A 26,117-nucleotide genomic window follows, 5' to 3' on the forward strand; every position below is an offset into this window, starting at 1 on the left:
GCGTCGGGGTATTATACTGTCGGACGAAAATCCCCGAAAGGACAAACCACTTATCAGCCGACGGTGAACAACGGGCCATGAAAGCCGTCGTGCTTGCCGGCGGGTACGCGACTCGTATGTGGCCGATCACGAAACATCGGCCCAAGATGTTCCTCCCGATCGGTGACTCGACCGTCATCGATCGCATCTTCGCGGAACTCGAGGCAGACGACCGGATCGACGAGGTCTACGTCAGCACCAACGAGCGCTTCGCCGCCGACTTCGAGGCCCACCTCGCCGACAGCGAGTTCGAAAAGCCACAGCTGTCCGTCGAGGAGACGACCGAAGAGGACGACAAGTTCGGCGTCGTCGGCGCGCTCGCCCAGCTGATCGACCGCGAGAACGTCGACGACGATCTGCTGGTGATCGCTGGGGACAACCTGATCAGCTTCGACGTCGCGGACTTTCTGGACTACTTCGAATCCCAGGATGCGCCGACGCTTGCCGCCTACGACGTCGGCTCCCGGGAGAAGGCCAAGTCCTACGGTCTCGTCGAACTCGAGGGCGAACGCGTCGTCGACTTCCAGGAGAAACCCGACGATCCCAACTCCACGCTCGTCTCGATCGCCTGCTATGCGTTCCCGCAGGATTCGCTGTCGCTGTTGCCGACCTACCTCGAGGAGGGGAACAACCCCGACGAACCCGGCTGGTTCGTCCAGTGGCTCCAGAACCGCGAGTCGACCTACGCATACACCTTCGAGGGTGCCTGGTTCGACATCGGCACGCCCGAAAGCTATCTCGACGCCGTCGCCTGGCACTTAGATGGCGACTCACTCGTCGCCGACTCGGCGACCCTCGAGGACGCGACGATCGGCGACAACGTCCACGTGATGGGTGAGGTCACCCTCGAGAACACCGCGATCGACCACGCGGTGATCTTCCCGGAGGCGACGGTTCGCAACGCCGACGTTCGCCGATCGATCATCGACGAGGGTACTCATCTCGAGGATCTGGATCTGGCGGGCGCGCTCATCGGCGCCCACACGACGATCACGAACGGGTCGCCCCAGTAACGTCGGAGGCGCCGCTCGCGTTCGACGAGGCGTCACGATCACGCGCTCACGTTCGAAACGCGGCCAGTGCGTTCCAGACGGGATCCAGTTCCGTTCGTGTGGCGACGTACGTCTCGTACAGTTCGTCGTAGGTCGTCACAGCCGCGGCCCTCGGTTCGTACCGACTTCGGTCGCCCGCCAGTTCGTCGGTCGCCGTCTCGAGGTCGGGAAAGACGTCCAGTCCGACCGCCGCCAGCGTCGCTGCCCCCTTTGCTCCGGGTTCGTCGGCGGCCGGGACGACGATTTCGGTGCCGACACAGTCGGCGACAAGTTGACAGAGAAACGCCGACCTGGAGCCGCCGCCACCGAGCGCGATCCGATCCGGATCGACGGGTAGGTGCTCGATGCAGTCCCGAACTGCGAGCGCGAGCCCTTCGTAGACTGCCCGAACGAGATGGGCGTTTCCGTGTGTCGGTGCGAGTCCGAGAAACCCCGCTCGAGCCGTCGGATCGGTAAACGGCCCTCGCTCGCCGGTGTCACTCAAGTACGGGAGGTACAACAGTCCCTCACTTCCCGCCGGAACCGACCGCGCCCGCTCCTCGAGCGTTTCGAACGACGCGCCGTCGGTGAGTTCGGTCTGTACCCACTCGAGGCTTCGCGTGCCCGAGTTCGAGCCGATCGCGGTCGTCCAGCGACCGTCGACGCCGAGGGCCATCCCGATACTCGTCTCGGTCTCGCCCGGTCCGGTTCCGATTACCTGTGTGAACAGCGAGGTGCCGATCGAGGCCGCACTGTCGCCCGGCCGAATCATACCGCTGCCGATCGCCGACGCGACGACGTCGATCGTGCCGGCTACGACGGGCGTTCCTTCCGGCAGCCCCGTCTCGCGGGCCGCCGACTCCGTTATGCCACCGACGACGTCTGTCGGGCGACGAAGCGGCGGAATCAGCGATTCGAGTCCCGCGACGCCAGCGGCTTCGAAAACGTCGGGGGCGAACGCGGTCGTCTCGCGGTCGACGAACGGAACCGTCGCTTCCGCGTAGTCGATCGACCGCTCACCCGTCAGCGCGTAGCCGAGCCAGCCCGTACAGGAACACGCCGTCGTCGCCCGCTCGAGCGTGTCCGGTTCGTTCTCGGCGAGCCATCGCAACAGCGGTAGACTCATCCCGGGGTACGGTCTCGAGCCACAGGTGTCGACGATCGTCTCGAGCGTGCCATCGCACTCCCACGCGTCGACGATCCCGGCGGCGCGGCTGTCCGACCAGAGGATCGCGTTCCGGACCGGCTGGCCGTCGGCGTCGAGCAGCCAGCACCCGTCGCCCTGGCCCGTCAGTCCGATGGCTTCGATCGACAACTCCTCCTCGAGGGCGTCGACGACGCCCCGAATCGCCGCCGCGGTGGTCGACCACACCGCGGTCATCTCCTGTTCGGCCCAGCCGGAGTCCGGGGTGTGGACCGACTGCGTCTCCGACGCCGACGCCACTCGCTGTCCGTCCCTGTCGTAGGCGACGGCCTTGACGGTTCGCGTACCCGCGTCGATCCCGAGGAAAACGCTCATCGGGAAGAAGAGGCGTATAGAGCGTCTTGAACGCTCCCTTCCGACACCCGCCGACGGTCGGCTACTCGAGTCGTGCGTCCGTAATTCGCAACCGACCACGGGTCCCGTCCCACTCGGTCTCGTACTCGAGGTCGATCCGTCGATCCATGTGTGGCCCGTCGACGACCAGCGTCTCGAACTCGCCGCCCTCGCCGAGGATGTGGACGCCGTACTCCTCGTGTTTCGCCTCGAGTTCTCGGATCGCGTCTCGGTCGAGAGTGCGGCCGAGCCAGGACTCGTCGAGGCCGTAGGCGGCGACCTGGATGATCGTTATCTCGAAGCCGGCCTCGAGCATCGCGTCGGCCAGCTCCCGTGGGTCTTCCTGCCAGAGGGGAGCGAACAGCTCACAGCCGAGTCGGTCGCACATCCCCTGAATACGGTTCGTCTGATACTCGCTCTCGACGGCGCCGGCCGTGACGCCGGCGATACCGTCCTCGAGATCGGCGTCGAGGTCCGCGAGGGCGGCCTCGAGGGGCTCGAGTTCGTCGTCGCCCTGCACGCTCGAGTCGCGAACCGACTCGGCCTCGAAGTCGGCGGGTTCGACGTCGACCAGTTCGATCCCGATGCTTTCGGCCGCCAGCGCCGCGAGCTCCGTCGCGGGGACGTGATACAGATACGAGTCGTCGCTCGGGTGGACGGTGACGAGATGGGAGACGTCGAGCCCTTCCTCGAGGGCCCGGTATACGGCCCACGCAGAGTCCTTGCCGCCCGAAAAGAGACCGACCCACGTGCCGTCTGCGTCGCTCATGGGTAGGGATACGCCCGGAGGAGTAAAGGGATACCGAGTCCGTGTCCGCTTATTTGTCTGCGTTCGGGCCCGTATCGTCGTCCGAACGTGGCTCGGAGTGGTTCGGATGGTCGTCCTGTAGCGTCCCGGACTCGTTCGTCGACCGAGGGTCCGATCCATCCGGCTTCGTCGGCGGTCCGCCGTCGGTGAGTTCGGATGCCGACGCCGGGGCCGTCTCCAGTCCCGATTCCGGCTTCGAATCGTCGTCCCCATTTTCGGCGTCGTCGGACCGGGACGCGCTGAACGACGACGCGATACGGGCGCCGACGAGACTGACGACGATCGCGGTCACGACGAAGATCGCGAGTCGTTCACTCGCCGTCACCACGAAACTCTCGTTCGAGACCACGCCGAACTCGTAGGCCGGTACGACGAGCGAGTCGATCACGCCCTGTTGCTCGAGGAGGTACGCCGAGAACCCTCGTACGACCAGGCCGACTGCGACGACGATGAACGGCAGGTTGAGATAGGAGCTGCGGATCGGTTCGTCGCCGATCGCCTCGTCGAGCAGCCGGCCGGCACTCGCTGTCAGCGCGGCCACGGCGAGCCACGGCGCGCTGTCGAAGGCGAACTGTAACGCCGGGACGACGATCCCCGAGTGGCCGTCCAGATTCGAGACGCCGAGCGCGCCCACGAACAAACCAACGAGTGTCAGTCCGGCGGCGACGACGTATGTGACGACCGAGACCTGCCCGGAGTACAGCGACTCCCGGACCTGGTGGGCCAGCCTCGTCAGCAGCTCGTCGACGTTGAACCCCTTATAGAGGAGGAAGACGCCGATGACGGTCGTGATCGCTGCAGCGCCCTCCGCAGGCCCAACGAGGGTCGCAAGCATCGGAAAGACCAGCAACGTCAGTCCGATGGGAACGAGGACCGTCTGACGGAGCTCCTCGTCGGCGAGAAACTGTTTTAATAGGTAGTACGTCGACTCGATATCCCGTGCCTGCCGGACGACGACGCGGTCGACCGAATCGACCCGGACACGGCTCTCGACGATCGGCACCAGCCGCTCGTCCTCGGCGCTGTCGATGACGACGACCGCGGAGTCAGGGTCGTACTCGGCGACCAGCTCGTCGACCTGGGTGGCGACCGATCGGTCTGCCGAGACCATCGACTCCCGGTCGCCCGAGACGACCGCGACGACGACGTCCTCGTTCTCGTCGCGTAAGTTCTGGGCGACGCGCAAGGTCTCGAGCAGGGAGTTGACCCCCGAGTCCTCCGGGTCCGCCAGTCCGACGTCGGTCACCAGCGCGCGGACGGCCTCCCAGCCGACGACAGGTGACCGTAGGCCGGTCTTACGACCGACGTCGTCGGTCCGGTCGAGACAGACGACCAGCGTTGTCACGGTAGCCGTTCCATTCTGTGTAACGATAAAACCACTTACTCGAGGGGCGATTCCGGCCTCGAGCGACGCCTCGAGGCTCGTATGGTCTTCTGTCGTCACGTTCTGCCGATCGCCGATCCCGTCCTGTCGATCGACGAGACAGCGAGACAGCAGTCCGTCTCAGGTCCGCAGTCTGAACTCCCGGTCCTCGGCGAGTCCGGCGATCCCAGCGCCGAAGGCGTAGGCGATCTGCTGGGCACCGGTCCCGACACGTGCCATCAGTGGCCGCTCGGGTTCGAACTCCTCGACGGCAACCGCGTCGCGCTCGAGTCGGTCCGCCAGTTCGTCCTCGAGGTCGCGACGCGTCCCTAGCTCGTCGACGAGCCCCAGCTCGTGGGCCTGCTCGCCGAGGTAGATCCGGGCCTCGGTGTCGCGGACGAACTCGGCGTCGAGGTCGCGACCGTCGCTGACCCGCTCGACGAACGTCTCGTAGTAGTCGTCGATTAGCCCTTGTAGATACTCGCGTTCGTCCTCCTCCATCTCCTTCAGCGGAGTTCCGGCATCCTTGAACTCGCCGGCGGCGAACCGTTCGTAGGAGAGCCCGACCTTCTCGGCGAGGTCGCTGGCGTTGACCCGGGAGCCGATGACGCCGATCGAGCCGACGATAGAGCCGTCACGTGCCCAGAGTTCGTCACAACCGCTTGCGATCCAGTAGCCGCCGCTGGCACAGACGTCGGTCGTGTAGGCGATCGTCGGGCCGTCGAAGCGCTCGGCGGCGAGTCGGATGTCGTCGCTGGGAACGACCTCGCCGCCGGGCGTGTTCAGCTTCAGCAAGAGCGCATCGACGCTGTCGTCCTCGTTGGCTCGATCGATCTGTTCGACGATGTCGTCGGCCGGCGTCGATTGGGGACTCGAGGGGAACCGGCCCCCGCCACCGTCGCGCGTGATCGGTCCCTCGACGGCGACCTCGGCCGCGTTGTAGCCGGGGAACAGCGACTGTGCGATATTGCCGGCGATACGGAGTCCCACGATCACGACGACGAGCGCGGCGATCACTCCAAACAGATCCGTCAGCGTCTCCGGATGGACGACGAACAGTGCGACGCCGGCGACGGCGAAGACGGCCGCACCGACGACGACGACCAGGAGTCGACCGATACCTTCGCTACTAACCATACCGGACACCTCGCGTCATAGCCGTATCTGTGCGTGGCATCCGGTAAGGATTGGTGGTTCGAGACGGGAATCGACCGTGTTCGACCGTCGTCTGTGTCTGCCGACGACCGAGAGCGGTCGTTCGATGGCAAAAAACTAGTCGTCGAGTTGCTGTGACGCCTGTGATGGTGGCGCCCCCTGGGGCTGTGCCGCCGACGGATCGGACTGTCCGTCAGTCGTCGAATCGCTCTCGTCTGCTGCCGTCTCTTCGGCGTCGACGGCTGCTCGTTTCGACCGACGCTCCCGAAACGCCGAGAGCAGGTTGAGTCCGTCACGGAGGAACGGCAGCGGATCACCCGTGACCGCGTAATCGAACCGCGGCTGGCTGACGATCGAGGCCGCGACTTCACGCGTCGCGTCTACGAGTGACGGCCGCTCGACCATCGGATACTCCTCCGTCGCCACGCTGTGGAGGTAGCTGAGCTCGCCCCGTAGCAGATGGCCGCCGATCCCGATTTCGTAGGAATCGCCTGCCTCGACCGACTCGCCGATGGCTTGCTGCCAGTAGTAGTACGGAAAGTCCGCGCCCGCCCGGACCGAAAACGGCAGCGACGACCAGAACCGCGGGTTGACCTCCATGAGCTTGTACTCCTCGTCGTCTGGATCGCGCAGGAACTCGACCATCGCGAGCCCGTGCCACTCGAGTTCGTCGAGCAGGGCCCGGCCGGCCGACTCGAGGTCGGGATCGTACACCGTTTCGCGATAGGCGCTGGGGCCGCCACAGTACTTCCAGCCGCGGCGCTGACAGTGCTGGAACGTCGCGACCGGCTCACCCTCGTCGTAGAGCGCGAAGAAGCCGAACTCCCTCGAGTCCGGAATCCGTTCCTGGACCAGCGGTACGTGTCCGCGTCGGTTTTCGATCTCCTCGAGGTCAGGTGGCGATCCCGGCCGCTGGTACTCCGTCGAACCGATCATCACCGTCTCGGCGTCGGCGCCGAGATAGGTGGAAGCGGCGACCGTGTACCGTGGCTTGACGATCGTCTCGCGGTCCCAGTCGGTCCACTGATCGACCAGTTCGGTTTCGGGAACTGCGACGTCGGCCGCCTCGGCGGCGGCGAACAGTTCGACGCGGTCCTGAACCCGACGCAGCGTCTCGAAGTCGGGCCAGTTGGTCTCGACAACCTCGGCGAACGCGTCCTTGCGGTCGGCGAGGACGTAGATGTCCTCCTCGCGGACGGGAACGATCGTCTCGACGTCGGGTCGCTCCGCGAGGTCGAGTAATGCGTCGCCGTAGGCGGTCAGGTCCTCGGTCGGATCCGGGACGGTGACGAACTCGTCGCAATGTGTCGAGCACGTCGCCGGCGTATCCGACGACTCCGAGGCGACGAGCGTTCGAACGCCGCGCGGACGGAGCGAACGGAGACAGGCGACAGTACTCGGCGCGTCGATTCCAGGCACGAGTACGCCCGGATCTGTACTGTGGCGGTGCATAGTCGAAGGCTGATTATCAGTCGTCATCAGTAGTGAGTGGATACCGCGATACTGCGGGTCGCCGCTCGGTTTCACGAGTCGCTACGAAACCCGTGTGTCGCGACGTGGCTCGCTGCTTCCCTGGTATGAGATACCGCATGGCATCCAGTACGGAATCGTTTCGCCTTCCGGTTCAAAGACGTGAACGAACGGCCAGTCGACGTGTTTACCACGTATTCCCGTACAGCCGTACCAACAGCTGACACACACGGGTCTACTTTCATACCCCTTCTAGGGTCAAGCCGATAACGTAGACGGACAAAAGCGCTCACGTCGTTCACACAGTGTGAGAGATCATAGCAAACTGACGAGTCGTGGGGAGAAAACAGCGAGACGATTATACAGAGCGATGTCCCGATGTCCCGGCCCGATCCGAGTGCGGAGGCTCCGAAACGTCGGGCCAGGAAACCGCGGTAGCGTCTCCGCTCTCGACGCGCGACCGAGTGCGTTCACTCGTCACAGCAGTAGCTGGAGAGGTACTGCCTCGAGACGGCAGCCGAAATCGAACGCGAGAGAACGAACCTCGAGTCCGCGTCGGTAGACGAAATCGACTTAGAGCAGCCCCGTCTTCTGGAGCTTCATCAGGTCCTCGGTGTCCAGGGTTTCGCCTTCCTTGAACTTCTGATAGATTTCTTCGGCCTCTTCTTTGGCCTCCTCTTTCTTCTTGTCACGCTCGGACTTGCGCTCTTCTTCCTCTTTCTTGTCCAGTTCACGCAGGCGCTTCTGGACGCGGACGAAGTCCTCGTGGTGCTGGTCGGCGGCCTCCTGGGCCTCGACGAACTTCTCGTGCATCTCGTCGGCCTCGTCACGGATGTCGTCGGCCTCGCGGTAGGCCTCGATCATCTGATTGTGATGTTCCTGGGCCTTGTCCGCGAGCTCCGTGACTTTCTGGTGGTGCTGGGAGGCTTCAGAACGGACTTCCTCGGCTTCCTCGACGAGCTCTTCTAGGTCCTCGTTTTGCTCGAGCTTTTCCTTGCGCTCTTCGTACTCCTCGCGCTTGGACTCGATCTTCTCGATGAGCTCTTTTTCCTCTTCGCTCGAGAGAACCTCGGTCTGCTGTTTAAACTCGAGCTGTTCGATCTCTTCCTCGAGTTCCTCGAGGTCTTTCCCCTCGTCGAGCTCCATGTCCGACTTGAGCTTCTCGACTTTGTCGAACAGCTCGTTGGCCTCGGCGTTTAACTCGTTGCGTTTTTCTTTGTGCTCTTGGACCTGTTCGTTGAGCTCGTCGCGTTTCTCGCGGTGCTCCTGGGCTTCGTCGACCTTCTCGCGTGTCTTCGCGTTGAGGTCGTCGCGCTTGGATGCGCGTTCGGAAGCCATCTGGTTGAGCTCGTTTCGCCGGTCTCGCAGCTGTCCGGCCATCTTGATGAGCTCGCCTTTGGATTTGTTTTCGAGGTCGTCCTCCGTCAGTTCGATGTTTTGCGATTCGTCTACCATGTATTAGTCAAACCTCTGTGCCATACCGCACCGGGAGCGATCGCCCGTCTCGCAGGAGACACCCGTCGGTCGAGTGTCTCTGGAAGCGTCAGAGCGGACACACAGCGTCCGCTCACGATCTGCGAAACCTCGGTGAATAAGATTTCCTGTCATCGATCGTCGAGCGATACGCGCCCCGGTGGCGTTCTGGTAACCCTACCTACTGGCGCTTTCAATTTAAATGTACCGGTCCGCAACCCCCCGAAAACCGTTGACAGGGGAGCCCTCGTACTGTGTCGTGGGATGACATGGTTTCGGGACAGTATATAAATCAGTTCGCCGTCGCCGAGTCGACACACAGGCCTAAAACAGATCGTCGAGTTGATCGTTGGCGAACTGTTCGGCGGGATCCGCTTTCGTCTCCGCTCGCTTCTGTTCACGGTTCGCCTCGCGTGCGCGCTCCATGAAATCCTGGATCCGGTCGGAGCGTTCCGTCCCGCCGAGCAACACCAGCGCACCGAGCCGATCGCTCTCGAGCGGGAAGTCGCCACCCCGAACCTGCATGCTCCCGGTCTCGTCCTCGAGCCAGCGGCGGGCGCGTTCGACGCCTTTCCGCGGGATGCGGTCGGGGTGGCCGGCGATGACCAAAAGCGCCGAGTCGGCCGTCGTCGCGTCGGGCAGACTCGTCCCGGTCAGAAGAGCCTGTCGCGAGACGCTCATCGCAGTCCGGATGTTCTCGGCGCTGTCCTCGCTTGCGATCTCGCTTGCGTAGCCAAGCGACGCGATCCCGCCGGCTCGTAAGGTGTTGATTACTTCGCTCGAGTCGACCACACTTTCGCCGACACCCTCGACGGCCTCGCCGGACGCAAACAACAGCCCCACTCGCTTGGCGATCCGTTCGTTGATCGTCTCGAAGGCCCCTTCGATGCTTTCGCCCTGTTCGTGCCAGGCGTCGTTGTCGACCAACAGCGTCGCGTCGGCTTCGCGGACGATGGTCTTTAGCGACCGTCCTGCGTTGGCCTGGTAGAGCGCTCCCTCGTTGCGCCCCGGGAGGACCCCGAGCGCGTAGATGGGGACGTCGTAGACCTGCTGGAGGTGGTGGACGAGCACCGGCGCGCCGCCGCTGCCGGTGCCGCCGCCGAGACCGGCGACGACGAAGATCGCTTCGGCCCGGGAGGTGACGCGGCCGTCGAGAGCGGTCATCACCTGCTGGATGTCCGACTGCATGACCTCGGTGCCGAGTTCGTTATCGCCGCCGACGCCGTGGCCGTTGACGCGGTCGGCACCGATCAGTTGCGTGTCGACGTACTCGAGTGACTGGAGGTCCGGCTTCGCGGAGTTGACTGCCAGCGCACCCTGGACGGCTCCAAAGTCCATCTCCGCGTCGAAGCGGGCGAGCCGTTCGGTAATCTTCCCACCGGCCTGCCCGACACCGATCAGGGCAACTTTCATGTGTCTTTCATGAGAGGGCGAGACTTTCAACGTTCCGGTGATGGCGATCTCTTGGGAGCGGACCGGTCGATCGGCGAACTCGATAACAATATCTTTCAGCGAGATACCCGTTTCGTCGCGTATGTTCTACGAACAGCGGATGAGCGTCCCCGACACGCCCGCCGACCTCCGTGCCGAGTACGAGGACGACCTCCGGGCGGTCGTCGACCAACACGGCGTCGATACCGTCGCCGAGGAGACCGACGTCGACCGCGAGACCGCCGACGCGCTCCTCGAGGGGGAGTCACCTGAGCTGACGATCGCGGAAGCCGCCCAGATCCAGTCGCTCGAGGACGGCGAACCCGACCCCGACGAGATGGTGACCATCGCCTGCGAACACCTCCTGCTCGGCATGTCGACGGCTGTCCTCGACGTCGACGGAATCGAGACCGAGATCGAGATCGATCTCGAGGCAAAGGAGATCCAACAGAAGATCGAACAGCGCGCGCCGATGACACTGGCGGAGTTCGTCCACATCCAGTACGTGATCGCCGACGGCGCTCCCTGAACTAGTACTCGCGCCAGTCGACGACGTCTACGTCGTCTATTCGATCGAAGTCAGCTACCCACCGCTGAGGCGGTGGGCTTGTCAGTGGACTCTCGTTCTGCCGACACAGGTGTGTCGGACGCCACGTCAGTAGCGTTCACGGTCATCACCCCCGACTTCAGGGCGGACTGACAGAACGCCCCTCCAGCAGGGGACTTCTGCCCCCGCTGGAGTTTGAGCGCGAGTTTCCGAGCACCGTTCTTTGCGGCGTTATCATCGGCGTTCACCGTGTACGAACACTCCGAGCAAGCGAACTGTTGCCCGTCGCGGTTTTCTTCAAGCGCACACCCGCATTTTGAACACTGCTGACTCGTGTACGCCGGTTCGACTTTCTCAACCGTGATGCCGGCCAGTTCCGCTTTATTCTCGGTTTGTTCTTGGAGCTCGCGGAACGCCCACTGCTGGAACTTCTTGCCATCGCTAATCCGCTCTCGAATCCGCTCCAAGTTCTCGAACGCGATATGTGTGCTATGTGTGCAATGTGGTCGTCAACGTTGCAGTCCACGCCGAGGACGTTCGAATCCTCGACTTTCTCGGGACTGTTCGCGTCGATCTAGCGCTCCATTACGGCGTGCGGGCACCTAGGAGCTCTCGAGGCGCGGTTTCGTTATTCGATTGTGGTAATCTCAGTCGAAATATTCATCATACAGAAATAATTGATCGAATTATGGTTATATTGAAATACAACTTACCCATTACTGATCGGATCTACTAGAGACCAACGCGAAGATCGTCACAAGTACACCTATTCCCATGTACATAACCTCTGTCCATATGACCGATCCTATTTGACCTATCAAAGACAAAATTCCAAACAGTACTGTTATCTGTAATCCAAGAACCGAGATTATAATATCTCTAGTCTTCATATAAAATACTATTGTTCTCTCGGGTTTAAATCTTTATGCTGTTAAGTGTTTGTTTGACATTTACATATATGGGTCTGGATTTTCATCATCTGCTATGTCAAAATTCTCAGTGCTATCCCATCCGGAAAGCGCAACGTCAATTGGTCCAGCACCTCCAGAGATGCTATCGATAGACCCTGAGCCACCATTATGAACGTAGGTGGCAAATATATTACCTGCTACGCCGTCCAGATTCCTTAACTCTGTCATCAATGCCACATTCGTCGTCTCTGGTGGATAGGGGACGCCCCTAATATAGAAATCAACCGGCAAGTCAACGTTTGCAGCCAAACCTCCATCCTCCAAACTATTAGAGTAGAACGATATTTCTCCTTCTTCTTCAACACCGTCTGGGTAATTAACTGTTTTAGATGTTGAACCAACAACTGACCAATGATCGTCGTCAAACGAAATGCCGATAGCATCATCTGTGCCATCATAATTATCAGCAAACGGGTCTACCTCCTCAAGTGCCATTGATGCTGTGGCCCAAATCCTATCCGGGTGGTTGCTATTTTCAGCCAGCATTAGTTGCACCTCAGACTCGTCCTCATCATAACCGTATTCTGGTGTGACTTCCGACTCCTCTGACTGTTTTTCCTCTAACGTAGTCGAAGTTACAGTATAGTCTAAGTTTTGTTTTTCAAATTCGCCCTTCACACCTTCTAGTCCATCTTCATGAAAGCTTTCCACGATTTGTCTTCTGCTCCTTTCTCCGTTCCGGTTTTGAGCGGTGACAGTGCCAATCGTTCCCATTGCTGTGAGGGAGCCGACAGCCGCTATGATGCTTCTTCAGTTCATGTTGAACTAACTGGATTTTCATCCTAACTGTTTATTAAAGTTATATATCTGAACCACATTTTTCGATTAAGAACTATTAATAATATTTTGTACGTCTACAGTACTTACCGTTATTTTCACAATCTGCTCTGAATAGAGGAACTGTCCTACCAACTTCTGTTGCGTCCCGAGTGTATCGATTTCGTCGCCGTCGAACGGCACCCGGACGGTATCCTCGTCGACATCGATCGGGACCGTTTCGCCTGCGCTGAACTCGTCGTCGGGCCACGTCACCGACACGCCCTCGAGTGCCAGCCGGTCGCTCGCGAGTGCGTCGCCGGCCCGACGCTGAAGCCGTGCAACTCAATCTCGCCGTTCACGTGGGTCGTGTCCCGGTTGATCGCCTCCCGTACCGTCGTGATAATGTCGACAGTCTCCGTGGTCGTGTGCCCTTTCAGCGATCCGATTGCGAGCCGACCGGTCACGGCGTCGGCAGCGACGAGTTCGTGATAGCAGCGAACGTACTCCCGCGGCGTCGTCCCTGGGAGGGCAGCCATCGGTTCGGCGTCGATCCCGCGATCGCGACCAATACTGGGCCGGTCTGTAGTTCTCTTCCTCGTGAGTTGCGGGGAGAGAAGCTCCAGTCTTAGCGATTATATCGCAACTGCCCATCTTCTACAGTCGCAGGGTTCGTATAGCTGGTACCGGTGTATGTCGGATCAGTCGGCGATTCGACCGCGAGCGGCCGATGGTTCCGGTCGGAGACGACGAAGCGGCGTCGATTCGGACGGGACGCGAACGATTTTCGCTCCGAACGCCGAAATTATGTCCGTGCGTCCACGAGGTCGCGTATGAACGTCGCAATTCTGGGCTGTGGCTACGTCGGCCTCGAGTTCGGTCGCCAACTCACCGACCGCGGCCACGACGCGATCGGGGTTCGCCGGTCCGACGCAGGTATCGAACGGATCGAGGACGCCGGCTTCGAGGCCGTACAGGCCGACATCACCGACGCCGACTCGCTCGAGGCAGTCCCCGACGTCGACGCGATCGTCTTCGCGGCCAGCAGCGGCGGTCGCGGCGCCGAGGCGGCCCGCGAGGTCTACGTCGAGGGCCTGGAGACGGCGATCGAGCACTTCGGCGAGCGCGAGACCCCACCGGAACGGCTGGTCTACACCTCTTCGACGGGCGTCCACGGCGACCACGACGGCGACTGGGTCGACGAGGAGACGCCGATCGAACCCACGACCGAGAAGACCGAAGTGCTCGCAGAAGCCGAACGGATCGCCCTCGAGCGGCCGCCCGAGCACGGCTTCGACGGCACGGTCGCCCGCTACGCCGGCCTCTACGGTCCCGACCGGTACCGTCTCGAGCGCTACCTCGAGGGCCCCGTGACCGAGGGTTACCTGAACATGGTTCACCGCGACGACGCCGCCGGCGCCGTCCGGTACCTCCTCGAGGAGGACCTGGCCCGCGGCGAAGTCGTCCAGGTCGTCGACGACGAACCCGTCGAGAAGTGGGCGTTCGCCGACTGGCTGGCCGACGAGTGTGGCGTCGAGCGCCCGCCCAAGCAAACGAAAGCCGACCGACTCAAGGACGACGTCTCCGAGGCCGCCAGACGTCGGATTCTGACGAGCAAGCGGTGTTCGAACGCGAAACTCCGCGATCTGTGCTACGAGTTCGCGTATCCAACCTACCGGGACGGGTATCGGGACGCGATCGCGGACTACCGAAGCGAGTGAGACGGACCGTCGACAGCACGGACGACTGGTCATTCCTGGGAAACTGAGGGACAAATTTCTTGATCGCTCGATCTGATACAAGGGTATGCGCGACGCGAGCGGCTCCAGCGGCAGTGCGCTCGGCGAGCGCGCCCTCCTGATCGAGGCCGTCGTCGACGAACTCCAGTCGCTCGAGCCGCTGGTGCTTTCCCTTCTCGTTTTGGCGGCGGTCGCAGTCGGGGTCGGCGGCTGGTGGGTCGTCCGCTGGTTCCGACGACCGCCCGGCGTTCGGCTTCGCCAGTTGCTAAGCGACTACGACGAGGTCGCCGTGTTGACACATCCGAACCCGGACCCCGACGCGATGTCCTGTGCGATGGGAATCGCGCGGATCGCCGACGCGGCCGACACGGAGGCGACCCTACAACACGCCGGCGAGATCCGCCATCAGGAGAACCGGGCGTTCCGGACCGTCCTCGATCTGGACCTCGAGTCGATCGACTCGAACACACAGCTTGCGGCCGACGCCGTCGTTCTGGTCGACCACAACACCCCACGTGGCTTTGCGGGTTCGAAGTCGGTCGAACCGATCGCGGTCGTCGACCACCACCCCGGTAACGGCACCGGAACGGAGTTCACCGACGTTCGGACGGAGTACGGCGCCGCGTCGACGATCGTCGTCGAGTACCTGGACGATCTCGGCGCCACGATGGCCGACGAGGACGGAAGCGGCTTCGAGGTTTCCGCTGAACTCGCGACCGGCCTCCTCTATGGTATCCTCTCGGATACGAACCACCTGACCAACGGCTGCTCGCGCGCCGAGTTCGACGCCTGCGCGACGCTGTTTGGGGGGATCGACGAGGACCTGCTCGATCGGATCGCCAACCCGCAGGTCAGCGACGACGTGTTGCAGGTCAAAGCGACGGCGATCACCGAAAAGCGCGTCGAGGGCCCCTTCGCAGTCAGCGACGTCGGCGAGATCTCGAACGTCGACGCGATCCCCCAGGCAGCGGACGAACTCATGCAGCTCGAGGGGGTGACAGCGGTCGTCGTCTACGGCGAATACGACGGGACGATTCACCTCTCGGGCCGCTCACGGGACGACCGCGTTCACATGGGCGAGGCCCTGTGCCACGCCACCAGCGACATCCCGATGGCCGACGCGGGCGGTCACGCCCGAATGGGTGGCGGCCAGGTCTCGGTCGATCACATGAACGGGATCGGCCCCACCGACGGGATCAGCAAAGACGAACTCGAGGAACGGCTCTTCTCGGCGCTTTCCGGCGAGCGCTGATCGATCTGACTACTCGGCCTCTGGCGTGGCTTCCTCGGCCGCGTCGCGAACGATCCCACATGCGTCCTCGAACAGCGCCTCGGCCCGCTCCGGATCGCGCGCTTCGGCGGTGATGCGGACGACGGGTTCGGTGCCGCTTGGGCGAACGAGCGTCCAGCCGTCGCCGTGGTCGATCCGAACCCCGTCTAAAGCGTCGACCTCGAGGTCGCGCTCGCGGACCGTCGCCTCGACGCGGTCCATGACGGCTGCCTTGTCGTCGACCTCGATCGACGTCCGGCGGATGGGATAGGTCTCGAGGTCGTCGACCAGCGTGGCGAGCGAGCCCTCGTGGGCAGCCATCGCCGCGAGCTTACAGGCCGCAAGCGGACCGTCGGGACAGAGCGTCTCGTCGGGCCAGATCCACGCCCCGCTTGGTTCACCACCGAAGACCACGTCGTCTTCGGTCGCGCGTTCGGCGACGTAGACGTCCCCGACGGCCGTCCGCGTCACCGAGGCGCCGACGTGCTCGAGGGTGTCGTCGACGGCAAGGCTGGTGTCGACCGGTGCGGCGACTCGGGTCCCGTCCGTGGCCGCCTTGCGGGCGAACAGCGCCAGCAGGAGGTCTTTCGGGACGAACTCGCCGCGCTCGTCGACGGCCATCATCCGGTCGCCGTCGCCGTCGTGGGCCACGCCCAGATCGGCGTCGGTCGCGCCGACCAGCTGCTGGAGGTCCGCGAGCGTCTCCGCGTTCGGCTCGCTGGGTCGACCCGGGAACCGGCCGTCCTGCTGGGCGTTCAGCGTCCGGACCGACGCACCCAACTCGACCAGCGCGTCGGCGGTTACGCTCCCGGCGCCGTTGCCGACGTCGACGACGACGTCGAGCCCTTCGAGGGCGCTTTCGACACCGGTGTCCGGCCCAGCGACGGTGTCCGTGATCGTCTCGACGTGGCGCTCGAGCAGTCCCTCGTGGTGGCGTCGCGTTCCGAGCCCATCCCAGGACTCGAGGTCGTAACGCTCGTTTTCGACGCGGTCGGCGATTGCCTCGCGGCGCTCGCCGTCGAATGCCTGTCCGGAGGGCGACCAGAGCTTGATCCCGTTGTCCGTGGCGGGGTTGTGTGACGCCGTGACGACGACGCCGGCGTCGGCGTCGAGCCAGTCGACGCCGCGGGCGACCGTCGGCGTCGGCGCGATCCCGACGTCGACGACGTCGCCGCCACACTCCCGGACCCCCGCGGTCAGCGCGTCGACCAGCATCGCGCCGCTCTCACGGACGTCCCGGCCGACGACGACGCGTTCGTACCCCTCGGCAGCCAGCGCACGACCGACGGACAGTGCCAGTTCGGCCGTTACTTCGTCACCGACTTCTCCGCGGATACCGCTCGTTCCGAACATAGGCGAGTCGTAGGACGAACGGGTATATAAAAATCGGATTCTCCTCCGGCGTTTTGAGACGTGGTACCGCCGGGCGGGCCCGACCGAATCGGCAGACGGGACCCAAACGGGCCGCTTAAGTTACTCGGCGGACGTAGCCCGGACAACGATGGAATTCTGCGACGAATGCGGTTCGATGATGAAAGCCGACGACGGGATCTGGGAGTGTGGCAGCTGTGGCTACACGGAGCCGAAAGGTGACGCCGATCAGTACGTCGTTACTGACAGTCAGGAAGCCAGTGAGATCATCGAGTCCTCCGAGGAGACGTCCCTGCCGGAGACGGACGCGAACTGTCCGGAGTGTGGCAACGACCGCGCCTACTGGTATATGCAACAGATCCGGGCGGCCGACGAATCCGAGACGCGCTTTTTCATCTGCACCGAGTGTGAGTACAAGTGGCGCGAAGACGATAACTAGGTTCATACTGCCGGACAGCAGTCACTGAAGCGGATTCGCCGGAGAAAGCGGCGACTGCACACACTCGTTCTGCCCGGCAGTACCACTGTCGACCGCGTTCGCGCGGACGTCTCGTCTTCGACTCGCGATTCTATCCCAAACTCGACTCGAGAGCGTTCGCGACTCGTGTCGGTAAAGTTACCAGCGCTGTGAGGAATGTCTGACGTACGTTTATATATCCGGACAGACCGCTAGGAAATATGTCGAACAACCGTGTCGAAGAACTCGAGTCGACGGTCGCGGAACTCGAGTCGACGGTAGAGGGACTGACGGACGAACTCATCGAGGCCAAAGAGCGGATCCGCGTTCTCGAGGCCGAACTCGACGCCGAGACGCCGACGCGCGTTCCCGACCGCCGCGTCGAAGCCGAGGCAGAAGACGAAGCCGAAGCCGAACCCGAAACGACACAGGAAGCCGAACCCGACGACGTTGCCGAGGCTGCCGCCGACGCCGAGGCCGACGACGATTCTCAGGACGAAGCGGAAGACTCAGGTAGCGACGACATTATTGTCGCATAACTACGTGACGTCGCCGCGCTGGCGGTCGATTCGCGCCGGCGACCACGAGTCCCTGGAGGGACGGAGCGCGTAAGAGTATGTATATCAAGGCACTCGTTTTGGACAACTTCAAGAGCTTCGGTCGGAAGACGAAGATCCCGTTCTACGAGGATTTCACGGTCATCACGGGCCCGAACGGTTCGGGCAAATCGAACATCATCGACGCCGTACTCTTCGCACTCGGCCTGGCCCGGACTCGCGGGATCCGCGCCGAGAAGCTGACCGATCTCATCTACAATCCCGGTCACGAGGACGGTGGGGCGTCAGACGGCCCGCGGGAGGCGACCGTCGAGGTCATCCTCGACAACAGCGACGAAACACTGACCCGGTCACAGGTCGTCAACGCCGCCGGCAGCGAGGACGTCGGCGACGTCGACGAGATCCGCATCCGCCGCCGCGTGAAAGAGACCGAGGACAACTACTACTCCTACTACTATCTCAACGATCGCTCGGTCAACCTCTCGGACATTCAGGATCTCCTCGCGCAGGCGGGCGTTACACCGGAGGGGTACAACGTCGTCATGCAGGGCGACGTCACCGAGATCATCAACATGACGCCGCATGCCCGCCGGGAGATCATCGACGAGATCGCCGGCGTCGCGGAGTTCGATGCCAAAAAGGAAGACGCCTTCGAGGAACTCGAGGTCGTCGAAGAGCGCATCGACGAGGCACAACTCCGCATCGAGGAGAAACGGGATCGCTTGGCGCAACTCGCGGACGAGCGCCGGGAAGCGATGCGCTACCGCCGGCTGCGCCGCGAGAAAGAGGAGTACGAGAGCTACAAGAAGGCCAGCGAACTCGAGGAGAAACGCGACGAGCTCGCGGCCGCCGAGGAGCAAGTCGACGAGTTGGCCGCGGAACTCACGGACCTCCAGCGCGAACTCGACGAGCGCGAGGGGAGAGTCGTTCGCCTCCAGGAGGATCTCGAGGATTTAAACGCCGAGATCGAGCGGAAAGGCGAGGACGAACAGCTCCGGATCAAAAGCGAGATCGAGGAGATCAAAGGCGAGATCTCCCGGCTCGAGGACAAGATCGAGGCCAGCGAGGAAGCGATCGAGGAGGCCGAGTCCAAACGCCGCGAGGCGTTCGTCCAGATCGATCGCAAACAAGAACAGATCGACGACCTCGAGGACGAGATCCGCGAGCACAAACTCGAGAAGGCCCAGGTCAAAAGCGAGATTCAGGAACGCGAGGCCGAACGCGACGACCTCGAGGCCGAGATCGAGGCCGTCGACACCGAGTTCGACGAGCTGAAGGCCGAACTGGCCGAGCGAAAGGACGACCTCGAGGCGGCCAAAACGGAGAAAAACGACCTCCAGCGCGAGCAAGATCGCTTGCTCGACGAGGCCCGGCGTCGCTCGAACGAGATCAGCGAGAAAGAGGAGACGATCGAGGCCAAACACGAGGAACTCCCCGAACTCGAGGCCCGACGAAACGATCTCGAGCGGGAACTCGAGAAGGCAACGCAAAACCGCGAGAACATCGCGGCCGTCGTCGACGACCTCACGGCCGAGAAACGGCGCCTGCAGTCCGATATCGACGAGCTAGACGACGAGATCCAGGCGAAACAACAGGAGTACGCCGAACTCGAGGCCAAAGCCGGCGAGAGCGGCGACACCTCCTTCGGCCGTGCGGTGACGACGATCCTCAACGCCGGGATCAACGGCGTTCACGGCGCCGTCGCCCAGCTGGGATCGGTGTCTGGTGAGTACGCCGTCGCCTGTGAGACTGCGGCGGGCGGGCGACTCGCGAACGTCGTCGTCAACGACGACGTCGTCGGCCAGCAGTGTATCGAACACCTGAAATCGCGAAACGCCGGCCGAGCGACGTTCCTCCCGCTGACGGACATGCAAAACCGGCGCCTGCCAAACGCCCCCCGTGATCCGGGCGTCGTCGACTTCGCGTACAACATCGTCGACTTCGACGACCAGTACGCAGGCGTCTTCTCCTACGTGCTCGGTGACACGCTCGTCGTCGAGGACTTAGAGACCGCTCGCTCCTATACGGGCGATTACCGGATGGTCACCCTCGACGGCGACTTGGTCGAGAAGACGGGCGCGATGACCGGCGGCTCCGGCGGCGGCTCGCGGTACTCCTTTACCGGCGGCGGCGAGGGCCAACTCGAGCGCGTCGCCAAACAGATCACCCAACTCCAGGAGGAACGCGAGTCCCTCCGTGAGGAACTCCGGGACGTCGAGGGACGACTCGACGACGCCCGCGACCGCAAGACGGACGCGGCCGAGGAAGTCCGCTCGATCGAGAGCGAACTCGAGGGACTCGAGGACGAACGGGCGTCGGTCGAGGACGAGATCGAACGTCTCGAAGACGATCTCGAAGCACTCGAGGACGAACGGAAGTCCGTCGACGAGCGGATGACCGAAATCTCGAGTGAGATCGAGACCAAGACGGCCACAATCGAGGAGATCGAAGCCGATATCGAGGAACTCGAGTCGGAACTCGCCGACTCGAAGATCCCCGAGCTCACCGCCCAGATCGAGGAGTTGGAGGCTGAAATCGACGACCGCGAGGATCGAATCGCCGAGATCGACAGCGATCTCAACGAACTGAGCCTCGAGAAAGAGTACGCCGAGGACGCCATCGACGACCTCCACGACGAGATCGAGACGGCCCAGAACCGGGCAGCCGAACACGAGGAGCGTATCGAGGAGTACGAAGCCCAGATCGACGACCAGCAGGCTGCCCTCGAGGAAAAACGCGAGGCTGTCGCGGAGCTTGAGGACGAACTCGCCGAGTTGAAGGCAGAGCGCAGCGACCTCAAAGAGGAACTCACCGAGGCGCGGACGAAACGCGACCAGCAACAGGATCGGGTCAACACCGTCGAGAGCAAACTCGAGGACCGTCGGAGCCGGGTGAGCGACCTCGAGTGGGAGATCGAGAGCCTCGAGTCGGAGGTCGGCGACTACGACCCCGAGGACGTGCCCGATCACGAGACCGTCCTCGAGATGATCGACCTCTTGACCGCGGACATGGAGGCGATGGAGCCGGTCAACATGCTCGCGATCGACGAGTACGACGAGGTCCAGGCCGACCTCGAGGAACTCGAGGACGCGAAGGCGACGTTAGTCGAGGAGGCGGACGGGATCCGCGACCGGATCGAACAGTACGAAACCCAGAAGAAACGGACGTTCATGGACGCCTACGACGAGATCGCTGCTCAGTTTACGGAGATCTTCGAGCAGCTCTCGGAGGGGACCGGCACCCTCCACCTGGAGAACGAAGATGACCCCTTCGACGGTGGGCTGACGATGAAGGCCCAGCCGGGCGACAAGCCGATCCAGCGGCTGGACGCGATGTCCGGCGGCGAGAAGTCCCTGACCGCGCTGGCGTTTATTTTCGCGATCCAGCGGCACAACCCCGCGCCGTTCTACGCCCTGGACGAGGTCGACGCCTTCCTCGATGCCGTCAACGCCGAGCGCATCGGCGAGATGGTCGACGAACTCGCCGAGGAAGCCCAGTTCGTCGTCGTCTCCCACCGCTCGGCGATGCTCGACCGCTCCGAGCGCGCGATCGGTGTCACGATGCAACAGGACAACGTCAGCGCCGTCACCGGCATCGATCTAAGCGACGAGGCGCCCGACGGAGAGGAGGTGCCGGTCGGTGACTGACGAGACGCCGGACGACTCGAAGCCACCCGAGTCAGACGACGACAGGGCTGCGTTCTACACGGACGGCGGGGACGAGATCCCCCTCGACATCACCGGCCACGAAGAACGGGAACGTCCGGCAAGTGGCTCCGAACGGGCGAGCGGAGAGCGAAACGACGACATCCAGGCCGGGGACTCGGTCCTCGAGTTCTCGGAGGACGAGGACCTCGAGGGCGAGGACGAGGACGCGACCGACGACGGCGACGACGAGGAGGTCGAACCCGTCGAGCTACTGGTCCAACTCGCCGAGGACGGCGAGATCGATCCCTGGGACATCGACGTCGTCCAGGTGACCGACAAGTTCCTCGAGGCGTTAGACGAAGTCGACCTCCGGACCTCGGGTCGGGCGCTGTTTTACGCGAGCGTCCTCCTGCGGATGAAAAGCGACGAACTGTTCGCGACCGACGACGGCGACGACGAGACGGAACTGCCACCCTGGGAGGCTCCCTTCGCCGACGAGGGACCGATGGGCGGTGGCGACGACAGCGAATCGGAACCCGGCTTCGATCCCGTCGAGAGTCTCGAGGCAGAGATGGAACGGCGTCTCGAGCGTAAACACGCCCGCGGGAAGCCCGAAACGCTCGACGAACTCGTCCGGGAACTGCGCTCGGCCGAGCGTGACTCCTGGTGGAAGGAATCGCGTAGCTACGACACCAGCGACTCCCCGCAGGGGTACGACCGGGGCGTCCAGGAGCTAAACTACCATTCGGACGATGACTTCCGGGTCGACGACGAACCGACCAGCGACGACGTCACTCACACGACCCACGAGGAAGACATCGAGGCCGTCATCGACGACGTCGAGGCCGAACTCGAGGGCCAGTACGAGGCGGGTCGCGAGGAGGTGCTGTACGCCGAGATCGACGACGTCGGCGGCTCGCGCGTGATGACCTACCTCGCCCTGCTCTTTCTTTCACATCGCGGCCGGGTCCGCCTCGAGCAAGACGAACTGTTCGGCGATCTCTGGATACAGGACGTGACCGTCGAGACGGACGCGAGCGAAGCGATCGCGGACTGATACCGACCGCTATCCGTCGGTACCAGTACAGCCGCGACCTGCTGGGTGCACCGGACCATCGTCCGGAATACTCGCTCCTTCATTGGTCGGGGCTATCAAACCTCACGAGCCATCAAGTAGATCAGGTGATACTGTACGAGTATGTCCTCCAGTCCGGAGTCGCCCGAGAGCGATCTCACCGACGGATCGCTCCTCCGGCCGATGTTCAAGCTGGCGTGGCCGCTCGTGGTCATCCAGTTGTTGCAGGTTACCTACAACGTCGGGGACACGTTCTGGCTCGGCGCGCTCTCGCCCGACGCCGTCGGCGCCGTGAGTCTCGCCTTTCCGCTGCTGTTTCTGGTGATCGCGGTCGGCGCCGGCTTTACGACGGCCGGCTCGATCCTGCTGGCCCAGCACACGGGCGCCGAGAGCGGCGAGGGTGGGCTGATCGCCGGCCAGACGATCACGTTCGTCTCGCTCGTCGCGGTCGCCCTCGGGATCGTCGGCTACGTCGCGACGGTGCCGATGCTCGAGGTCCTCCCTGCCGACAGCGCTACGGAGGAGGCGATCCTCCCGCTTGCCGCCGACTATCTCCAACTCTTTTTTCTCGGGACGCCCTTCGTCTTCGGCTTCTTCGTCTTTGCCGCACTGATGCGAGGCTACGGCAACACTCGCGCACCGATGCGTGTGATGGTCGTCAGCGTCGTCGTCAACCTCGCCATCGATCCGTTGCTCATCTTCGGCGTCGGCCCGCTGCCCCGCCTCGAGGTCGCCGGCGCCGCCGTCGCGACCGTCATCTCGCGGGGTCTGGCGACGGTGATCGGCTTCTACCTGCTGTACTACACCGACGTTGGCCCCGAGATCGAGTTCGGACATCTCCGCCCGCGACTCGAGTTCGTCTCGGAGATCACGCGCCTCGGCGTGCCGACGGCGATCGAACAGTCGATGACGGCGCTGGCGCTGGTCGCGATGACGGCGATCGTCGTCACGTTCCCGCCGGCGGTCGTCGCGGCCTACGGCCTGGGGAATCGATTGATCTCGCTTGCGTTCCTGCCGGCGCTGGGGATGGGACAGGCGATGGACTCGATCGTCGGCCAGAACCTCGGCGCAGGGAGAGCCGACCGGGCGGCGACGGCGACCTGGGTCGGTTCCGGCGTCATCGGCGCGATCATGGCTGTCGCCGGCTCGCTCGCGTTTCTCTTTCCCGAGCCGTTCGTCGCGGTGTTTCTGACGGCCGAGGAGGCCGGCCGCGCCGAGACGCTCGAGTACGGTGTCACGTACCTCCAGTTCGCCGCCTTCGCCTTCGTTTTCATGGGCGTCATGCAGGTCGTGTTGGGTGCGTTCCGGGGCGCCGGAAACACGAAGACGGCACTCGCCTTCTCGGTGCTCGGGCTGTGGATCGTCCGCGTCCCCGTGACGTACTACCTGATCTTCGTCGCCGGCTGGGGAACGACAGGCATCTGGACCGGTGTCGTCGTCGGCGACGTCGTCGGCGCACTCGCCGCCGTCGCGTGGTTTACACGCGGCACCTGGACCGAATCAGTGGTCGACAGTGAGGAAACTGATTCGGACTCGAGAGACGAGCCGACGGAATCGAGCGAGACAGATTCCGTCGCGGAGCAGTGACCGTCTCCGCTCGTGATCGGTCCGTGCTCGGACAGTCGACAGTCGGGAGACTGTGGCTGGACGTCAGCCAAACGTTTCGTCGAGAGAGACTCACCGGCTGTGAGAGACCCAAATCCTTTTGGAAAACGCCTCAAGCGAAATCGCGCCGAACGGGCGGGTATGCTCGCGAATAGGGAGCCGACCGATCCGGACGACGAGACGAAACGGTACCTCGTAAAATGTGAGACCTGTGCGTTCGAACACACGGTCGATGGCCGCGACGAAGCGACGGTGATCGGCTCCGATCACCAGACAGAGACGCGCCACGACGTCGTCGCTGTCGAGGTGCCGCCGTCACTCGGTCGTTCGTCGTACTGACGACAGGCGATGGCGTAGCGCAACCGCTCTCGAGCGACCGAACTGCGTGCTCGCAGAGTCGGACGTCGTCTGATACGGACTGCTGTAACGATGTACCGCCGATCGCCAGGACGAGGTCGGCGATCGGCGGTAATTGACTACAGGAGACCGTATGAAACGCCTCGACAGTATTAGTTGTCGGCCAGCCGCCACTCACCGGGACCCGCCGACTCGAGGACGTCACGTCGTTCCATCTCGCTTAAGACCTCGGGAATCCGTCCCGGCTGGGCGATCTCCATCTCGATGCGGTCGATCCCGTGGACTGTCGAGAGGTAGTGGCGGATCTCCTCCTGTGTAAACGTCTCCTGGTCGGCCTGTTCCATCACGCTCGAGACCAGATCGACCATGTCCTCGATGAAGTTCCACGGGTAGACGATCCAGGTCCACTCCTCGAGATGCTCGCCGACGTAGTCGGGTTCGTACTCGCTGGTGCCGAGCAACTGGAGGGTCGCGGTTCGAGCTTCGTTGGCGTCGCGATCGGTGACGTACTCGTGGGCGCGCTCGATCGAGCCGCCAGTGTCCGCGATGTCGTCGATGATGAGGACGTCTTTATTGGCGACGCTGCCTTCCGGCATGGGGTAACGAACGGTAGGCTCCCCGCTTTTCTCGGCGGTGCCGACGTAGTGTTCCATCTTCAGGCTCGTCAGGTCGTCCAGACCGAGGAAGTCACAGAGACACCGGCCCGCGAACCAGCCCCCGCGGGCGAGTGCGACGACGACGTCCGGTTCGAACTCGTCGTCGCGAACCTCCGTGCTGACGTCCCGACAGAGGCCGTAGATGTACTCCCAGTTAGTGATCGTACAGTCGAAGTCGTCCGGTAAGTCGGACATCGTATGTTCCTCAGCACGAACTCAGGAACTCGCGTGTTTAAACGGTGTGTATTCGAGTCGAGCAAGCGAGACTCATACTGTCCGACAGTATCACTGCAGACAGGAGCATTCGACGGAAACACGGGGTGGAGCGACTGGTACGGATACCTGTCCCGATGTCCTATCGTCGACTGCTATCGGTTCGGTTCAGTCCGCTCGGTCCTCGAGTCGGACCGTGATCGTCTCCCTGCCCTCGACGACGACGTCGAAGCCGTTGTACGAAAACGACACCCGCAGATCGCTCGTGTCCCGACTGTCGGACGACGCGAACAACGCGTCGAGCGCGTCGGGGTTTACGGCGTTGTAGAGCGGTGGAAGCGCCGTCGGATCGCGTCCCGAAACTGACGCGACGGTCTCGACGACAGCCAGCGTCGGACTCTTCTCCCCCGAGAACGTGTTCGTTCGTTCGTCCATTGGACTGCCCCCTGTAGTAGTCTGCTGGTTCATCGCCATTGTCGTTCCTTGCGGGGAGGGCAACACCGTACTATAAAAAACCATATGAAACGATCCGATCCATAACGATCGTTCATTTGCGTTTCGAGGGCTGTACCAGAGGAATTCGATCTTC

General features: G+C 63.0%; 23 protein-coding genes. 10 read left to right on the top strand and 13 right to left on the bottom strand.

From position 1 onward, the window contains the following. The first annotated feature begins 77 nt into the window (after positions 1-77). The gene (locus RBH26_RS02060) at positions 78-1,052 is read left to right on the top strand and encodes an NDP-sugar synthase (RefSeq protein WP_306756216.1); all 975 of its coding nucleotides are present in this window, start codon (positions 78-80) and stop codon (positions 1,050-1,052) included. Between the two features lie 46 nt (positions 1,053-1,098). Here the strand turns inward: RBH26_RS02060 and RBH26_RS02065 are convergent, their stop codons facing one another. The 7 genes from RBH26_RS02065 to RBH26_RS02095 all read right to left on the bottom strand — a co-directional run bounded on the left by RBH26_RS02065 (position 1,099) and on the right by RBH26_RS02095 (position 10,289). Then, entirely contained in the window at positions 1,099-2,589 is a 1,491-nt protein-coding gene (locus RBH26_RS02065) for an FGGY-family carbohydrate kinase (RefSeq protein ID WP_306756217.1), read from the bottom strand. Positions 2,590-2,650: 61 nt separating this feature from the next. Next, positions 2,651-3,376 (bottom strand): diphthine--ammonia ligase, encoded by a 726-nt coding sequence (locus RBH26_RS02070; RefSeq protein ID WP_306756219.1) that lies wholly within the window; start codon positions 3,374-3,376, stop codon positions 2,651-2,653. 49 nt (positions 3,377-3,425) lie between these two features. Continuing rightward, a complete protein-coding gene (locus RBH26_RS02075; protein ID WP_306756221.1) occupies positions 3,426-4,760 on the bottom strand; it encodes a DUF373 family protein in 1,335 nt (444 codons plus the stop codon). 159 nt (positions 4,761-4,919) lie between these two features. Then, positions 4,920-5,915 (bottom strand): signal peptide peptidase SppA, encoded by a 996-nt coding sequence (gene sppA, locus RBH26_RS02080; protein WP_306756222.1) that lies wholly within the window; start codon positions 5,913-5,915, stop codon positions 4,920-4,922. A gap of 135 nt (positions 5,916-6,050) precedes the next feature. After that, a complete protein-coding gene (locus tag RBH26_RS02085) occupies positions 6,051-7,385 on the bottom strand; it encodes an ATP-grasp domain-containing protein (protein ID WP_306756223.1) in 1,335 nt (444 codons plus the stop codon). Between the two features lie 591 nt (positions 7,386-7,976). Then, a complete protein-coding gene (locus RBH26_RS02090; RefSeq protein ID WP_306756224.1) occupies positions 7,977-8,858 on the bottom strand; it encodes a phosphoserine phosphatase in 882 nt (293 codons plus the stop codon). Between the two features lie 342 nt (positions 8,859-9,200). Beyond that, positions 9,201-10,289 carry a tubulin/FtsZ family protein gene (locus RBH26_RS02095; RefSeq protein WP_306756225.1) on the bottom strand — a complete coding sequence of 363 codons (1,089 nt, stop codon included), beginning with the start codon at positions 10,287-10,289 and terminating at the stop codon, positions 9,201-9,203. 121 nt (positions 10,290-10,410) lie between these two features. On the opposite strand from RBH26_RS02095, the gene RBH26_RS02100 reads away from it, so the two are divergent. Then, complete coding sequence (locus RBH26_RS02100) at positions 10,411-10,836, top strand: DUF5791 family protein (RefSeq protein WP_306756226.1); 426 nt, start codon at positions 10,411-10,413, stop codon at positions 10,834-10,836. A gap of 50 nt (positions 10,837-10,886) precedes the next feature. Here the strand turns inward: RBH26_RS02100 and RBH26_RS02105 are convergent, their stop codons facing one another. The 3 genes from RBH26_RS02105 to RBH26_RS02115 form a co-directional block, all read right to left on the bottom strand. Next, positions 10,887-11,321: a transposase gene (locus RBH26_RS02105; RefSeq protein ID WP_306756227.1), complete on the bottom strand. Its 435-nt coding sequence runs from the start codon at positions 11,319-11,321 to the stop codon at positions 10,887-10,889. A 483-nt stretch (positions 11,322-11,804) separates the two neighbouring features. Then, the gene (locus tag RBH26_RS02110; protein WP_306756228.1) at positions 11,805-12,539 is read right to left on the bottom strand and encodes a hypothetical protein; all 735 of its coding nucleotides are present in this window, start codon (positions 12,537-12,539) and stop codon (positions 11,805-11,807) included. Positions 12,540-12,853: 314 nt separating this feature from the next. Then, positions 12,854-13,120: a hypothetical protein gene (locus tag RBH26_RS02115; protein ID WP_007257837.1), complete on the bottom strand. Its 267-nt coding sequence runs from the start codon at positions 13,118-13,120 to the stop codon at positions 12,854-12,856. Between the two features lie 294 nt (positions 13,121-13,414). Here RBH26_RS02115 and RBH26_RS02120 point away from each other — a divergent pair, with 294 nt between their 5' ends. Together RBH26_RS02120 and RBH26_RS02125 are read left to right on the top strand one after the other, a co-directional pair. Further along, positions 13,415-14,302 (top strand): SDR family oxidoreductase, encoded by an 888-nt coding sequence (locus RBH26_RS02120; RefSeq protein WP_306756230.1) that lies wholly within the window; start codon positions 13,415-13,417, stop codon positions 14,300-14,302. 85 nt (positions 14,303-14,387) lie between these two features. Then, on the top strand, positions 14,388-15,572 hold the full coding sequence (locus tag RBH26_RS02125) for a DHH family phosphoesterase (protein WP_306756231.1): 1,185 nt from the start codon (positions 14,388-14,390) through the stop codon (positions 15,570-15,572). Between the two features lie 9 nt (positions 15,573-15,581). Here the strand turns inward: RBH26_RS02125 and glmM are convergent, their stop codons facing one another. Next, positions 15,582-16,943, bottom strand: a complete 1,362-nt coding sequence (gene glmM, locus RBH26_RS02130) for a phosphoglucosamine mutase (protein WP_306756233.1) — start codon at positions 16,941-16,943, stop codon at positions 15,582-15,584. 148 nt (positions 16,944-17,091) lie between these two features. Here glmM and RBH26_RS02135 point away from each other — a divergent pair, with 148 nt between their 5' ends. The 6 genes from RBH26_RS02135 to RBH26_RS02160 all read left to right on the top strand — a co-directional run bounded on the left by RBH26_RS02135 (position 17,092) and on the right by RBH26_RS02160 (position 24,641). Next, on the top strand, positions 17,092-17,400 hold the full coding sequence (locus tag RBH26_RS02135) for a transcription factor S (protein WP_306756235.1): 309 nt from the start codon (positions 17,092-17,094) through the stop codon (positions 17,398-17,400). Between the two features lie 239 nt (positions 17,401-17,639). Further along, the gene (locus RBH26_RS02140; RefSeq protein ID WP_306756236.1) at positions 17,640-17,957 is read left to right on the top strand and encodes a hypothetical protein; all 318 of its coding nucleotides are present in this window, start codon (positions 17,640-17,642) and stop codon (positions 17,955-17,957) included. A 77-nt stretch (positions 17,958-18,034) separates the two neighbouring features. Next, positions 18,035-21,622: a chromosome segregation protein SMC gene (gene smc / locus RBH26_RS02145; RefSeq protein WP_306756237.1), complete on the top strand. Its 3,588-nt coding sequence runs from the start codon at positions 18,035-18,037 to the stop codon at positions 21,620-21,622. A gap of 76 nt (positions 21,623-21,698) precedes the next feature. Continuing rightward, entirely contained in the window at positions 21,699-22,679 is a 981-nt protein-coding gene (locus tag RBH26_RS02150; RefSeq protein WP_306756317.1) for a ScpA family protein, read from the top strand. A 141-nt stretch (positions 22,680-22,820) separates the two neighbouring features. After that, positions 22,821-24,284, top strand: coding sequence for an MATE family efflux transporter (locus RBH26_RS02155; protein WP_306756238.1), 1,464 nt, complete (start codon positions 22,821-22,823; stop codon positions 24,282-24,284). Between the two features lie 159 nt (positions 24,285-24,443). After that, on the top strand, positions 24,444-24,641 hold the full coding sequence (locus tag RBH26_RS02160) for a hypothetical protein (protein ID WP_306756239.1): 198 nt from the start codon (positions 24,444-24,446) through the stop codon (positions 24,639-24,641). Between the two features lie 170 nt (positions 24,642-24,811). Here RBH26_RS02160 and RBH26_RS02165 read toward each other — a convergent pair whose 3' ends face one another. Together RBH26_RS02165 and RBH26_RS02170 are read right to left on the bottom strand one after the other, a co-directional pair. After that, complete coding sequence (locus RBH26_RS02165; protein ID WP_306756240.1) at positions 24,812-25,510, bottom strand: phosphoribosyltransferase; 699 nt, start codon at positions 25,508-25,510, stop codon at positions 24,812-24,814. A 186-nt stretch (positions 25,511-25,696) separates the two neighbouring features. Next, the gene (locus RBH26_RS02170) at positions 25,697-25,963 is read right to left on the bottom strand and encodes a HalOD1 output domain-containing protein (RefSeq protein WP_306756241.1); all 267 of its coding nucleotides are present in this window, start codon (positions 25,961-25,963) and stop codon (positions 25,697-25,699) included. Positions 25,964-26,117 lie beyond the last annotated feature (154 nt).

It is taken from the genome of Natronolimnohabitans sp. A-GB9, from assembly GCF_030848565.1.
Taxonomy (GTDB): Archaea; Halobacteriota; Halobacteria; order Halobacteriales; family Natrialbaceae; genus Natronolimnohabitans.

Bases quoted from the DNA above. Each gene is read 5' to 3' on its own strand.
- RBH26_RS02060 (WP_306756216.1), top strand. From the start codon at position 78: ATGAAAGCCGTCGTGCTTGCCGGCGGGTACGCGACTCGTATGTGGCCG.
- RBH26_RS02065 (WP_306756217.1), bottom strand. From the start codon at position 2,589: ATGAGCGTTTTCCTCGGGATCGACGCGGGTACGCGAACCGTCAAGGCC.
- RBH26_RS02070 (WP_306756219.1), bottom strand. From the start codon at position 3,376: ATGAGCGACGCAGACGGCACGTGGGTCGGTCTCTTTTCGGGCGGCAAG.
- sppA (WP_306756222.1), bottom strand. From the start codon at position 5,915: ATGGTTAGTAGCGAAGGTATCGGTCGACTCCTGGTCGTCGTCGTCGGT.
- RBH26_RS02085 (WP_306756223.1), bottom strand. From the start codon at position 7,385: ATGCACCGCCACAGTACAGATCCGGGCGTACTCGTGCCTGGAATCGAC.
- RBH26_RS02090 (WP_306756224.1), bottom strand. From the start codon at position 8,858: ATGGTAGACGAATCGCAAAACATCGAACTGACGGAGGACGACCTCGAA.
- RBH26_RS02095 (WP_306756225.1), bottom strand. From the start codon at position 10,289: ATGAAAGTTGCCCTGATCGGTGTCGGGCAGGCCGGTGGGAAGATTACC.
- RBH26_RS02100 (WP_306756226.1), top strand. From the start codon at position 10,411: ATGTTCTACGAACAGCGGATGAGCGTCCCCGACACGCCCGCCGACCTC.
- RBH26_RS02110 (WP_306756228.1), bottom strand. From the start codon at position 12,539: ATGGGAACGATTGGCACTGTCACCGCTCAAAACCGGAACGGAGAAAGG.
- RBH26_RS02115 (WP_007257837.1), bottom strand. From the start codon at position 13,120: ATGGCTGCCCTCCCAGGGACGACGCCGCGGGAGTACGTTCGCTGCTAT.
- RBH26_RS02120 (WP_306756230.1), top strand. From the start codon at position 13,415: ATGAACGTCGCAATTCTGGGCTGTGGCTACGTCGGCCTCGAGTTCGGT.
- RBH26_RS02125 (WP_306756231.1), top strand. From the start codon at position 14,388: ATGCGCGACGCGAGCGGCTCCAGCGGCAGTGCGCTCGGCGAGCGCGCC.
- glmM (WP_306756233.1), bottom strand. From the start codon at position 16,943: ATGTTCGGAACGAGCGGTATCCGCGGAGAAGTCGGTGACGAAGTAACG.
- RBH26_RS02135 (WP_306756235.1), top strand. From the start codon at position 17,092: ATGGAATTCTGCGACGAATGCGGTTCGATGATGAAAGCCGACGACGGG.
- RBH26_RS02140 (WP_306756236.1), top strand. From the start codon at position 17,640: ATGTCGAACAACCGTGTCGAAGAACTCGAGTCGACGGTCGCGGAACTC.
- smc (WP_306756237.1), top strand. From the start codon at position 18,035: ATGTATATCAAGGCACTCGTTTTGGACAACTTCAAGAGCTTCGGTCGG.
- RBH26_RS02155 (WP_306756238.1), top strand. From the start codon at position 22,821: ATGTCCTCCAGTCCGGAGTCGCCCGAGAGCGATCTCACCGACGGATCG.
- RBH26_RS02160 (WP_306756239.1), top strand. From the start codon at position 24,444: ATGCTCGCGAATAGGGAGCCGACCGATCCGGACGACGAGACGAAACGG.
- RBH26_RS02165 (WP_306756240.1), bottom strand. From the start codon at position 25,510: ATGTCCGACTTACCGGACGACTTCGACTGTACGATCACTAACTGGGAG.
- RBH26_RS02170 (WP_306756241.1), bottom strand. From the start codon at position 25,963: ATGGACGAACGAACGAACACGTTCTCGGGGGAGAAGAGTCCGACGCTG.